Source organism: Clostridium sp. FP2 (genome assembly GCF_011065955.2).
GTDB lineage: Bacteria > Bacillota > Clostridia > Clostridiales > Clostridiaceae > Clostridium_AD > Clostridium_AD tagluense.
Genome location: NZ_JAAMNI020000001.1, coordinates 149,268 through 162,065, shown reverse-complemented (window position 1 = coordinate 162,065; position 12,798 = coordinate 149,268). Strand labels below are relative to the sequence as shown.

13 protein-coding genes are annotated in these 12,798 nt (G+C 28.3%); 2 read left to right on the top strand and 11 right to left on the bottom strand.

The window, feature by feature from the left end; translation table 11 throughout:
• The first annotated feature begins 355 nt into the window (after positions 1-355).
• Both G9F71_RS00805 and G9F71_RS00800 read left to right on the top strand, forming a co-directional pair.
• Positions 356-1,339 carry a ParM/StbA family protein gene (locus G9F71_RS00805; protein WP_164951662.1) on the top strand — a complete coding sequence of 328 codons (984 nt, stop codon included), beginning with the start codon at positions 356-358 and terminating at the stop codon, positions 1,337-1,339.
• Positions 1,326-1,607 carry a hypothetical protein gene (locus tag G9F71_RS00800; protein ID WP_164951661.1) on the top strand — a complete coding sequence of 94 codons (282 nt, stop codon included), beginning with the start codon at positions 1,326-1,328 and terminating at the stop codon, positions 1,605-1,607. Before G9F71_RS00805 ends, G9F71_RS00800 begins: the two co-directional genes overlap by 14 nt.
• A gap of 359 nt (positions 1,608-1,966) precedes the next feature.
• Here G9F71_RS00800 and fmt read toward each other — a convergent pair whose 3' ends face one another.
• The 11 genes from fmt to G9F71_RS00745 all read right to left on the bottom strand — a co-directional run bounded on the left by fmt (position 1,967) and on the right by G9F71_RS00745 (position 12,565).
• On the bottom strand, positions 1,967-2,920 hold the full coding sequence (fmt, locus tag G9F71_RS00795) for a methionyl-tRNA formyltransferase (RefSeq protein ID WP_164951660.1): 954 nt from the start codon (positions 2,918-2,920) through the stop codon (positions 1,967-1,969).
• A gap of 312 nt (positions 2,921-3,232) precedes the next feature.
• Positions 3,233-3,565: a hypothetical protein gene (locus G9F71_RS00790; RefSeq protein WP_164951659.1), complete on the bottom strand. Its 333-nt coding sequence runs from the start codon at positions 3,563-3,565 to the stop codon at positions 3,233-3,235.
• Positions 3,566-3,661: 96 nt separating this feature from the next.
• The gene (locus tag G9F71_RS00785) at positions 3,662-4,285 is read right to left on the bottom strand and encodes a hypothetical protein (RefSeq protein ID WP_164951658.1); all 624 of its coding nucleotides are present in this window, start codon (positions 4,283-4,285) and stop codon (positions 3,662-3,664) included.
• A gap of 18 nt (positions 4,286-4,303) precedes the next feature.
• Positions 4,304-4,834, bottom strand: coding sequence for a hypothetical protein (locus G9F71_RS00780; protein WP_164951657.1), 531 nt, complete (start codon positions 4,832-4,834; stop codon positions 4,304-4,306).
• A gap of 113 nt (positions 4,835-4,947) precedes the next feature.
• Complete coding sequence (locus tag G9F71_RS00775) at positions 4,948-5,829, bottom strand: toll/interleukin-1 receptor domain-containing protein (RefSeq protein WP_164951656.1); 882 nt, start codon at positions 5,827-5,829, stop codon at positions 4,948-4,950.
• Between the two features lie 63 nt (positions 5,830-5,892).
• Entirely contained in the window at positions 5,893-6,201 is a 309-nt protein-coding gene (locus tag G9F71_RS00770) for a hypothetical protein (protein ID WP_164951655.1), read from the bottom strand.
• 156 nt (positions 6,202-6,357) lie between these two features.
• The gene (locus tag G9F71_RS00765) at positions 6,358-7,281 is read right to left on the bottom strand and encodes a restriction endonuclease (protein ID WP_164951654.1); all 924 of its coding nucleotides are present in this window, start codon (positions 7,279-7,281) and stop codon (positions 6,358-6,360) included.
• Between the two features lie 181 nt (positions 7,282-7,462).
• Positions 7,463-8,737 (bottom strand): hypothetical protein, encoded by a 1,275-nt coding sequence (locus G9F71_RS00760; RefSeq protein WP_164951653.1) that lies wholly within the window; start codon positions 8,735-8,737, stop codon positions 7,463-7,465.
• A 1,020-nt stretch (positions 8,738-9,757) separates the two neighbouring features.
• A complete protein-coding gene (locus G9F71_RS00755; RefSeq protein ID WP_164951652.1) occupies positions 9,758-10,897 on the bottom strand; it encodes a hypothetical protein in 1,140 nt (379 codons plus the stop codon).
• 1,269 nt (positions 10,898-12,166) lie between these two features.
• Entirely contained in the window at positions 12,167-12,367 is a 201-nt protein-coding gene (locus tag G9F71_RS00750) for a hypothetical protein (protein ID WP_164951651.1), read from the bottom strand.
• Positions 12,368-12,394: 27 nt separating this feature from the next.
• Complete coding sequence (locus G9F71_RS00745; protein WP_224626135.1) at positions 12,395-12,565, bottom strand: hypothetical protein; 171 nt, start codon at positions 12,563-12,565, stop codon at positions 12,395-12,397.
• Positions 12,566-12,798: the final 233 nt, after the last annotated feature.

Below are 12,798 nucleotides of genomic sequence, written 5' to 3'. Positions count from 1 at the left end.
GAAAAATGCACAGATAGCTCTTAATTGCTATCTGTGCATTTTTTATATTTATACATATTTAGTTTTTCATTTAAATATTTCTTTTGCATTCCTAAATGAATACTCAGAGTTTTAATCATCTTAACCATTATTGCCTCCTAAAAGATTGTTAATGGTATTTATATATCTTTTCACCATTTATTATATCACATCAATCATCTAAAAGAATTAGATTTAATCAATATAATGTATTTCCACCTCGGTCTCCCTTATTAGCCCTTTATAGCACTTTCTTCAACAGGGTTAGTGCTATAAAGGGCTATATTATAGCACCTAACTGTATATTATAAATAAAATAAACTAATGGAGGAGTACAATGAATAACTTACTTATTTCAGTAGATACTGGAAAGAATAGCACGAAGTTTATAGCTAAAATTAATGATGTTAAAGAAAAGGATATATTCAGAACAAAAGTGCAGGTAATTAGCAATCTCGGTGTGGAACTTACTAATAACTCTTACAATATAGAGTTTAATGGTAAATCATATTTAGTTGGAGACATGCTTAGTGAAGATAAATGTGACTACAATATAAGCAAAAGTTCAATAAATCATCAGTTATGTATATACTTAGCTATATGTAAGATGATTGATAAGACTGGGGCCATGTCTTTTGGTGTTCCTAATGTTTATTTAGCATTAAATGTACCTATCAATATCTATAAAAATAAAACACTTAAACAGGAATACACTGAACTAATCCAACGAGCAGGTCAGGTAATTCCAATGAAAGTAAATGGTAGGTCATACGTATTTAAAATAAACTTAGTATTACCTCTCCCAGAAGCAACAGCTTCAATATATTCAAATATATCTAACTTTAGAGATAAAAAAGCTACAATTATAGATTGTGGCTCATTAAATACAAGTTATTGCACATTTAATAGCTTAGTTCCATTACTTGAAACAATGGTTATAGCTAACTCTGGTATTAATGTTCTAAGGTCAACAATTGCTGAAAGATTAACTACATTTTGCGGTACATTGGTATCTAACGATGATACAGAAGAAACTCTTAAAAATGGTTATTTGTATGTTGGCGGAGCTAAAATGGAAGAAAGTAAGGCAATAGTTGAGGGTTTGATTAGAGAACACGTACTTGAAATATTTAATTACGCTAAGAGTAGAGGTATAAGTTTCAATAATACCACTGTAATTTTTACTGGCGGTGGTACTATTCTCTTGAAGAAATACATACTCGAAATTTATCCAAATGCTATCTTTGAGGAAGACCCTCAATATGCTAACGTCCTTAGCTATTTTAGTGTATTGGAGATAAAATATAATGGCAAAAAATAAAATATCTGTTAGTTTTTCTAAGAGGAATTCGGATTTATACATACTTCTTAAAAATAAAGATAATGGTAGTAGTTATATATGCAATTTGATAAGAAGAGATATGGAGAAATATTGTAATGATATTGATTTTGAATCTAAAATAGAACAAACACTTAATAAAATATTAAAGGACAAGCAGTTGATTTATACCAACTCAGATAGACCTTTTGAAAATACAGGCAACGAAGCTACCGATGAAGATGTAGCTTTAATACTAAATATTTTCTAAATTTAAATTTGAATAAGTTAATTGCATTATATAGTCCATTTAAGGACTGGTATTGGAATCTCCTTATATAATAAGGTATAGTGATTATTTAAAGACTAAATATATCTAAATATGGACTTTGTCTGGTTACGAAAAATAATAAATTCAAATATAAGAAAATAATATTGATTTAAAAATCAATGCTATTTTAAATAATTTCATAATTTATTTGATACTACATAAAAACACCGTAAATTCAGTTATGAATATTACGGTGTTTTATGGATTGTTCGGTTTTAGTAGTTGTGACGCTTTAAATAAATATTACGAACCAATAATCATAATATTGTAGTCCTATATAGACTATTAATCAATTATGATTATGATAATATAATGCCTTTTTCTATTTTATTTCCTTTTAAAAATTCTTTTACCTCAAGAGGTTTCCCCCCTGGAAACTGTAGTATTTCTATAATCAGAATACCGTTATTGGTGGCGACTGTGATTCCTTCATTATTTGCATCTATGATATAACCAGGTGGTTTAATAATATTTGCCTCTAATGACTTGGATTTGAATATTTTAATTGGAATATCTTTATAATAAGTATGAGCAGTTGGCCATGAGTTTATATTTTTATATGGCCAAGAACTCAATCCTCTTATTAAATTATGTATGTTAATACTACTGTCATTCCAATTAATCTTTGCCATTTGCTTGTTTAACATCTGTACATAAGAAATTCCATCACTCTGTTGTTTTACCCCACAAATTTTACCTGTGATAATTCCATTTATTGTTTCCTCTAACAGTTCAGCACCGTTTATTTTTAATAATTTGTACAATTCTCCTGCTGTCATAGATTCAGATATGTCAAACTCACTTCTCATAAGCATATCACCCGTATCTATACCAGTATCCATTAGTATAGTTGTATTTCCAGTTGTTATTTCCCCATTTATTAAACTCCAATTTATTGGTGATGACCCCCTATACATTGGGAGGAGAGACGCATGTAGATTAATACATCCGAGTCTTGGTATGTCAAGTATATGCTTAGTTATGATTTGACCATATGCTACAACAATAATAAAATCAGGTTTTATTTCTTTTAATTTATCAATAATTACAGAGTCTGTTTTTATTTTTTCGGGCTGAAAAATTGGAATTTGATTCGATAGTCCGACCTCTTTGATTGGTGAAATTGCTACCTTTTTCCCTCTTCCACTTGGTTTATCAGGTTGTGTTACAATCGCACTTACATTATATTTCTCTATCATTTTCTTCAATGAGGGAACTGCAAAATCAGGAGTTCCCATAAAAACTATTTTCATTATTGATACCTCCCTTTGATACTACAAAATATATTTTGTAGTTATTCATTAGTTACACAATCTTCTACAATCTCAACTTAAATTTATATAAATTATAGCATATTTTGTATATTCTATATATTTTTACACGGTTTTTTTTATATCTTATACAAAAACTTTCACAACAAGAGAATATAAAATTAACGTTATTTATTACTTTAAAGTATTGAAACTAAAGAGTTTTATAAAACCAGTCTATTATTGGACTATGTAATAATTGCATATTATAATTGTAATTAGCTTATTTTTATGTATACCATTTGGATAAATTCACTATAACTTTTCTACATAAATACTTCTTATATCTTCTATAAGCTTATCGCTTATATCTGCTTTATATATACACCTTACAATATTTTCATCTTTGCTTTTATATGGTCCTATTGTAATATATCCTTTCTTCAATCTTATTGTTGCAATATTAGACTGAGACCTCGGATTATTTTCATACATTCCCCTAACCTTTAACACTAAAACAGGTTCATTTCTTTCTATTATCACATAATTCATATTCCCTAATTTTTCAATTAAATCTTGTAGTAATTCTTGCACTTTAAAATCTGCGTTTTTATAAATTGCACTTTGAAAAAATTCATCTATATTCATCTTGATACCCCTCTCAAAATAGGCTTAAAGCTTACTGCTTTAAGAATTAAATAACGGAAAATTAACCTTATCCTAAATATCTCTTGATTCTAACATTTATGCCTTTATAACAATACATGCCTGTGACAACATCCCTATATCATTACTTATTCCTGCCCTTAATAGTGCGGCCGCAACCAAATTATATGGATTTTCTGCTGTTACAGCATTAGCTTGTACAATATTAAGGCCTTCATTGATAAATGTTTTAACCGCTACTTCTGCGTCACCAGTGTGTGATGTAGCCTTAGAACCTTGGGATACAAAAGCTTCCCAAATGAATAGGTTAACGTTTTTACCTATAAATTCATCCCATGAAAAGGTCACGTTTATTTCTATTTCCGTCAATTCCTTAATTCTACTTAGAATCCATACAGTTTCCGTTAAACCAGTTGCCAATGCTCCACATCCAGCACCCGCACTCCAAGGTCTACTGCCTTCACCATTTCTTGCACTGGTTAGGAATAGAGGGTTACATGTTATGGGTACAAATAACGGACACTCAAATCCTAATGCAACTTTATAGCCACTGGATAAGTCCTTTGCGATACCAATAGCGAAATCTTCAATACTTATTCCAATACTAAAACTATCCCTTTCACCTAATTCAGCTCTGCACCATCCAAAATTATTCTTTTTTATCGAACCAATATCCGCACACCATATTATCAAATCATCCATTTCTTACTTCCCTACTCTCTATAAATTGCATAGCACTTGAATATTTTCTTCAAGGATAACAGCTCTAAACCACTTCATTATTTTAATTGAATCTTGTTTATCAAAGTAAACCCATGATGAAGAGCCATTAAATCCATTACCATTATTTTTTACAGCTCCAACAATGTTTACATTTTTACTAATATCATTATTAGAATCATTAACAAAATTCTGTATATACTTTACATCTATTCCATCCACAAAAATCTTTAGACTATCTGAATTAATCTCAAAATAATAAGGAAATAGACTACCACTATTATCTACGGTTTTTTTGATACCAGAACCCGCTCTACAGTATGCTACTATTTTGTAGGTATAATATCCAAATACTTTTTCGGGATGTAGGAAGAAAATATCTTCACCTTCATCAAACTTACTTATATCAATCTTACCTTCGCTAATATGAAATTTATCATCTGGCTCTCTTAAATAGTTTTTAAATGAGTTAATTGCATTTTCTTTTGTCTCATTTCCTTCAATTTTGGTTGATAAATATATAAATCTCATTTTACATAACCAACTCCTTACTTAAATACATATCTTATTATTAGTTAATCATAACTTAGCGATATATTACTCTTATTCCCGTAAATTTCTAACCTTTATATCCCCATATCTTGTTAAAATGGTATTGAATTCTGTTTACTGCATTCATTATGTATCATATAATAGTTTTCATTGTAAACTAAATTAAGTTGTTTGGCATACTCTGGTTTTAATCCATATAGTCTAACATTTCCCTCACTCGTCATCTCTGTTTTATCTAATAACGCCAAATCACAAAAATGATTAATAATATCTTCATAAACTTCTGAAGAATCTCCCTCAATGCAATAAATACCTAAATCTATCCATTCTTTAAATTTATTAATTCCTTTTTCCTTTTGCCACGCCCATTCAAATTTATATCTTCTTTTAGCCACCATATACATTAAAAATATACATTCATTTATATTAATTTGCCCTGTAATTATTAATTCTTCTATATAATCTTTATTTATACTGCTGGTTATTGCCAATGTATCTTGACCTATTTCTTTGCAACCGATTTCCTTATAACTATTAACTTTTAATACTATATCTTTTGCGTAACTAACAACTTTTAAAGTTTCACTTGAAAACAAACTCAAAATCCCTATAACATCTTCTTCATTTGAAATAATTGCCAATCTATCATTTGTAGTAAATACACCTTTAAGCAAATCCCTGTAACTCTTATTTTCTATCCCTATTGGTTTTATTTTTTTATCAAAGGCATATGCAATACCAATCTCAATTTGGCATGGAATACTATTATAAAAATTATCTGATAACATAGCTAATATATAATCACTATTTTCTATTTCTTTTTTTATTATCTTGTAAAAATTTTCACCAAATCCGATTGAATTCATATGTGCTTTAGATGAATAAAATATTTCACAACCTAATCTTTCCAAAGCTTTTATAAATTCATTAATTTGTGGACTATCTGAATTAGAATGGCTTATAAAGACTTTCATATTATATACCTCTTAAAATCCTTCATTATTTTTTTAAATTTTTTAGTAATTTTCAATTTTCTTTTATTTAGCTTCATATTTATACTTTTCTAATCTTGCTTTACATAAACTGAGTTGCTCCTCGGTAAAAAGTTCCTTAAATTCATCTTTTAGAACCAAAGCTTCAACTGATAAATCGAGTCTTCCAAGTTGCCAGAGCTTTGAGAACCCATCTGTTCCTCCTTCCTTTGATACTAATTCTTTAGCAGTTTTAACTCCACCTTTTTCACTAAGCATTTGTAGAAATCTTGTAGCTCTATACCCACACTCTTTATCTGCTTTCCTATAAACATCAGTCATAGCAGTATAAAATTTTCTTTCTAAATCATTCATAATCTCACTCCCCGCTATTGTTTTATTATTGGGCATTTTTTTGGAATAAACCTGTATTCCATATCATTTTGCATATTCTGTTTTTCTTGCCAACTATATTCCCTTTGATAATAATGAACAGTATATATATTATTAAATAAACCTTTCATCTTATGACTATTCCTCTGTAAAGTAATCACTATCTATTCTTTTTATCTCATACACAGTTTCAACCGATACACCTACATTAAAATCTACCATATATTCAGCTAACTGATGTCCAGCAATTAATACTATCTTCTTAGTAGCTATTCTGTTCACATACTCAATAGCCTCATTTGAAAATGTAGATGTAGTTATAAAAATTCCCTTGTTCGCTCCTGGCGTATCTAACGCCCCTGAAAACTTTTGTATTTCTGGCCTTCCTACTACTGTATCCTTCCATCTCTTCGCTTGAATGTAAATTCTATCAAGTCCAAGTCTATCTTCATTAATTATTCCGTCTATACCTTCATCTCCTGTCTTTTTAGTTGCCATTTTAGCTTCTATTCTTGACCCACCATAGCCCATCTTAACAAGTAAATCTAATACAATTTCCTCAAACTTAAAAAAATCTACTTCTTTTAGTTTTTCTAATAATTCATCAGCTAACAAAATCTTAATCTTTTTATATGATTCATCTATATTTTCAAAAGGGGTATTATCTTTGCTTTCGTCACCAATAATCTCTACCTTTTCACCAATTGCATTTACTTTCTTACTTCTATTTAAATATTCTTTAAAATCTTCATACCTTAACAAATACTTTGAATTTAAACTACTGATATTCTCTTTAAGAAGACCTTGTCCGCTCACACTGATTCTAAACAAACCTCTTTTGGGAACTTCAATCAGACCTGCATTTTTAAGGTATGTCTTAGCCCAATTTAATCTATCATAAAATATCTTCTTACCACTTTGAAGCTTTTGATTTATTTCTTCATCAGATAAGTTAAATTCTCTTGCTAAATCCTCTACACATTGTTTATTGTTGTATAAATTCCCATCAGATATGAGTTTTAAAAGAGGAAGCATAACTTCCTCATATGTTGGAATAGCCATTTCTATGCCTCCTTACAATATTCTCTTACTTAAATTTTCCCTGTAACGATTTAAGCGACCCACCTCTTAACAATAATTATATTTCATCCTTGATACTATTTTATTCTTACTTTTTAGTAAAATCAATACAAATGGAAAAACCCTGTAATATATTTATATATTACAGAGCCTCAGCTCTCTCTTAGAATGGCATTTTATCATCTCCACTTCTATGGCGTTTCCTTCCAAATTCTTGTGGTGCGTCAACTCCTTCTTTTTTTGCGTTTATTACTGACCTTTCATATCTTGCAACAGAGGCACAATAGATATTATCGGAGAATACTTTTCCCATTATTCCCTGTATTGTTTCTCTCCTCATTTTAGATATTACAAACCCTGCCTTAGCTAATTTTTTTGCTATTCTCTCCGCATTTGCAAGTGTTGTTTTGTTATATGAAGGTATTGTAAAGTAGATAAAATCATTGTACATACTGTTTATCTTTTGGGGGGCATTATCTTTGTACTCTTTCGGCACTTTGTCATCAGGAACTACTATTAACAATCCAAACACCCTATACAACTGAAATAGTCTGGATATAGTGCTATAAGATATTACATTAAGGTTTTCTCCCCGTTGCATTAGTTCTTTAACTATTTCGGCTAACTCCACCTCAAATGTTCTTACTGTAGTGTAGAATACACATTGTTGTTCATAACTCTTAGAAATACTCATAACATGCTTGTTTGATTTAAAATTTAGTTCCCTTAACACCATTATATATTTACTTATGTATCCATATAAATTTGGATAATCCTTTAAGTCATTTAGTGCTATCAAATTTCGTTCTATTTTCTTTTTCTGATTATCCCTAAATTTATTTTCTATTTTTAGTATTCTCATTTTTATTTCAAACATTTTCGTTAGGTCTTCCATTGCTTCATAATATTTTTTTTGAAATATCATCATGTACAAATCCAATATTGAGTAGGAATTTTCAAATTTATCTGGCTCTCCATCTTCATTAGAACTCCTGACTTTCTCTTTCTTAAAGAATAATCTATATTTTGTGCAATTAAATTCAGCATCCTTAATTTGGTTAATATATAGTTTTTCATTTGGGAATAAATCACTTTTGAATGTTTGTTTCAATAAAATTTTTACATTTAAGATTAGCCTTAAATCAATACTTTGGAGAATTAGTTCGGCACTTTTCCAATCATCACATACTCCTACCACTTTTAATGTATTTTTTTCAGCAATTTTTTTAATATTGTGTAATATATAATTATAAGTATCTCCATCACTGTTTAAAGACAACAATCCTAATTTGTAAATATTTATTTTATTAGATACTAATGCTGATTTACTTTGTTTTTTAAGTTCTTTATTATTTATATCTTCTGCATATATAGATTGACCTATAAGATTATTTACATAATCTATATCTCGCACTAATTTCCCATTAGCTTTTTTCACCTTTGTTATCTCTCCGTTCTCATACTTAATCTTTCGTATGTTATATAATATCTTTTGTATTAGCAATTAATTTGTATTGTAACCTAAAGTTAATGAATTAAAAAACATTTGACAATAGTTAATGAACTGATACAAATATTATACTTCCATAAGTATAAAAACAGCAATAGTTTGGGGTGTCTATACAGTCTTACACTTTACTTTAATGTCTCTATACAATAAATCATATTTTTTAAGTATTCTCTTATAAACCGATTTATACCAATACTTTTACAGCTATTAACCCGCAACAATAATTAATTATAAATTAAAACTTATTGGACGATTATAAACAACCTAACCTGTATATTTGTGAACATGTCCCTTTATACCATACCCTCTTTTTGAGGTCATAGTCTTATTAACAACATGGAATTATATGATTATAATTTACATATACACTTGTACCTATTTTTATATTTGGTACTACAATGTCCTACTTCCATACCCTTTGTAAAGGCTATTATGCTATTTACAACCTTTGGGGATTCATATATCATAAAATGTTTATCTTAGTTATAAAACATATACATGCTCTTATAAGGACTGTCGTTTGGAATTATTTTACACATATCATTGTAAGTGATTTCAATAAGAATACATTGAATAGGTATATTTTTTATCAAAATAATTTCCCGAGATATAAATGGGTTAACAACCATAATTTATACTATAGAATCCACATAATAAGCTCCTTTTTTGCGAAGGTTTGTGTATCTTATTTCCAACTAAAACCTAATCAAATCAATGTTATGTATAATAATTATCAAATACATAAAATAAATCTGTGACTATAGTATTCTTTACAGACAAGTAAAATTCATTATTTTAAAAACATATACTAAAATAATACAAAAGAGACCCATAAGGTCTCTTGGTTGTACGATTTCAAAAGTATAGTTTAATATTGTTACATAAATAAACACTATCTCGACTCTTTGTCTGTTTAAATTGACAACATATTATATTTTTTATAATACATCAATCTTTTATCCCTTCTATTTTCTTATCCATATCATTACATCGTCTTGTATCTTCTTTAGCAATTTCATTATATCTATTTATTTCTGATTCTAAGGTTGGTTCTAATTCCCTAAATTTTTTAATGATTTCATTTAATTCAATTGTATCCTTTTTATTTAAATCCACTTTATCTTTATATGTTTTATATTCTTCAAACTCAAACATAGCAACATATAATTCGTTTTCGTAATATCGCCTCGTATCTATATTTTCCTTAATCATTTTATACCTTGTATTTTCGTAGGGTTGACCCTCATAAGGACAATCGTCTGGGGTAATTATTCCATTATATGAGATTGGAAACTCCATATATCCTGATTTTATAAGTTCTGCCGACTGTGATAATCTATATTTATATTCTTCCCATACTTCTTTAAAGCACCCATGATTTTTATTGTTTACTATATGTCTTATTGTCGAATTGTAATAGATTGCCCTTTCGGTAGGACTCTTCATTTCTCTAAATTCATCACTATATTTAACTTTATACAAATCTTCATATGCTCCTAATACAGAATCTGGCATAAATAAATTAAATGTTGTATATAACGTAAGACCTTTTATAATAAATGAACTTTGATGTGCAACTTTCGTAATAATTTTATTATACTTTTTTAAAAACTCATAAATTTCTTCTAATTTACCGAATATAATAGAATATTCAAATCCAGCTATCTTCTTAATACATCCCTCTGATAGAAAATTTAAAGCAGGTTGAGCCATTGTGACCATATTTGCAGAATTTAATGTATATTTAGGCTTAATATATCCATCTTTAATATTATCCTTAACATTTTGTAAAGACTTTCTTCTTCCATCTATCATTTTAAGTGTTATAAGCAACTCGTATACATTCTCTCCCGTTTGCTTTAACCTCTCTTTAAGTGATTCATTGTTTACTTTTTCTAAACTAAGTGCCTCCTTTACTTCTGCTTCTTTATATTCCTTAGACTTGGAACTAATTTCTTTTAATATCTTATTTTTTAACTTCTTTATATATACCTCTGCCTCTTCTATCTCTCTCATTAGATAGGTTTCATTTATTTCTATGTTACTCTTTTTATTCATTTGTTCTAAAAATTTATTTATATCAATCATTTATTCTCCTCTTTATCCCTTTGTTTACCATCAATTCAATAATACATTATTAACTTTTATTCAGCAATAGATTACTTCTTTGAGCATGTTTAACTAAGTAGTTTATCCCATATATTATTATAAATAATTTATTTAATTTATAATGTTTAGATTATACCTACCAACTGCTCTATATTAGCTCAGCTATTGAAAATGTTTACATTAATAGCTATTAAAGAGTTTATATAATGCTGTAATACTATTGGTAATTTTTATATAAATAAATATATGTTTTTATTACTTATATGGATTTTTAGAATACATGAATCTCCGAAGGTTGTAAACAAAAAAATACCCTTACAAGGGTATGGAAAAGGAGCATTTAATATGATTTTAAACAATAAGTACAAGTTAAATATTATAAAATGATAATTATAAATATATCGTTCCCGCAGGGCCTATTTGTAATGGAACAATACCCTCAATAAGAGGGTATGGAATAAATGTACATGTTCTTAATCATAAGTGGCTAATTTTAAGCTTCCAATAAGTTTTAATGTATAGTTAATTATTGTTGCAGATTATTTTGTAGATTAAAAACGCCATACACACTGGTATCACATGGTTTACATAAAAAATCAATTTAAAATAATGATTTTTTAAATATAATTGTTACCATTGGTTTATTCCCTTACTAAGTACCTCAATAATTAAAATCCCTGAGTAAATTTGGCTTTAAATTGGTCATACTGTTCTTGAACTTCTATAGCAATGTATGTCATTTGTTATAGAGGCAATTACATACATTATAATAATTCGTATTTAAATGTAACCTTTATATACTTTTTCATTTTACTTATACGAAAAAATATATAATTATATAATTCCTTACAATTTTATCTTTATGCCCTTTATTCATATTGTAAATAACTGCTTTAGTATATAATCAATATAGATTCTTAATACCACTTACACTACCTATCATCTTTAATTAAAAATACTACAGCATGTTAAACATTATAATTACTCAATATCAATTTAAAGCCCCTCTCTACACGCATATAAATCTTTTAGTACATAATAACACCAACTTATGTTCCAAAATCATATATATGGTGAATAAGACATTCTATGGGGTGTTCTTAACCATATGTATCCATAAACTATTCATATATTGATAATAAAAAAAAGAACTATGTATCTATAGATTTTTTTCAAATTAATGAACCAATTTGAAAATACATAACTCTTTAACTATTATTTAGTTTTTATTTTAAATCGTCTCTATTTCTATCCTCTAATCGACTTAATATCATTTAGGCTCAGTCCTGAAATATTACTTATATTTTCATCATTTAGCCCTGATACCATAATTAATTTTGTTGCTATCCTAACCCTTTCCCTAATGATTTCCCAAACTACATTATCGCTGTTCTTCTTATTATACTCTTCCTCCAAAACCTCAAAAATCTCTTCTTCAAATTCTTTCATCGTCTTTCCCTCCCTAATTCCATCTTTTCAATCCATATCTTCTCTATTTTTCATATACTTCACTTCTTCTATATTTAATCCTGTCTCCAATTCAATTACCTCTAACATCGCCAATATTTTGTGTGCAATTTCTAATCCAAGCCTTGAATTACCTAAACTCTTTCCTTTCAAAAATCCTTCTTTGAACTGAATCTTCACCTCGCAGTTTTTCTGTGTTCTTTCATTAAAAACCTGCGTTATGGTTAATCCATCTATTTCTAAATAGCTTCTAATATTGTTATTTATAGCTATTATAATATCGCCCCCTTCTATCCATTTATCTTTATTTTACAGAAAACAAAAGCATATTTCCATGCTATTGCCAATGGTATTTGCATATCTTGTAAATTTCATTTAGGCAAATGTATGTATCCGACCATATACGACCATTT

Bases quoted from the DNA above. Each gene is read 5' to 3' on its own strand.
- fmt (WP_164951660.1), bottom strand. From the start codon at position 2,920: ATGAAAATAGTTTTTATGGGAACTCCTGATTTTGCAGTTCCCTCATTG.
- G9F71_RS00800 (WP_164951661.1), top strand. From the start codon at position 1,326: ATGGCAAAAAATAAAATATCTGTTAGTTTTTCTAAGAGGAATTCGGAT.
- G9F71_RS00770 (WP_164951655.1), bottom strand. From the start codon at position 6,201: ATGAATGATTTAGAAAGAAAATTTTATACTGCTATGACTGATGTTTAT.
- G9F71_RS00785 (WP_164951658.1), bottom strand. From the start codon at position 4,285: ATGGATGATTTGATAATATGGTGTGCGGATATTGGTTCGATAAAAAAG.
- G9F71_RS00765 (WP_164951654.1), bottom strand. From the start codon at position 7,281: ATGGCTATTCCAACATATGAGGAAGTTATGCTTCCTCTTTTAAAACTC.
- G9F71_RS00780 (WP_164951657.1), bottom strand. From the start codon at position 4,834: ATGAGATTTATATATTTATCAACCAAAATTGAAGGAAATGAGACAAAA.
- G9F71_RS00750 (WP_164951651.1), bottom strand. From the start codon at position 12,367: ATGAAAGAATTTGAAGAAGAGATTTTTGAGGTTTTGGAGGAAGAGTAT.
- G9F71_RS00775 (WP_164951656.1), bottom strand. From the start codon at position 5,829: ATGAAAGTCTTTATAAGCCATTCTAATTCAGATAGTCCACAAATTAAT.
- G9F71_RS00805 (WP_164951662.1), top strand. From the start codon at position 356: ATGAATAACTTACTTATTTCAGTAGATACTGGAAAGAATAGCACGAAG.
- G9F71_RS00790 (WP_164951659.1), bottom strand. From the start codon at position 3,565: ATGAATATAGATGAATTTTTTCAAAGTGCAATTTATAAAAACGCAGAT.
- G9F71_RS00755 (WP_164951652.1), bottom strand. From the start codon at position 10,897: ATGATTGATATAAATAAATTTTTAGAACAAATGAATAAAAAGAGTAAC.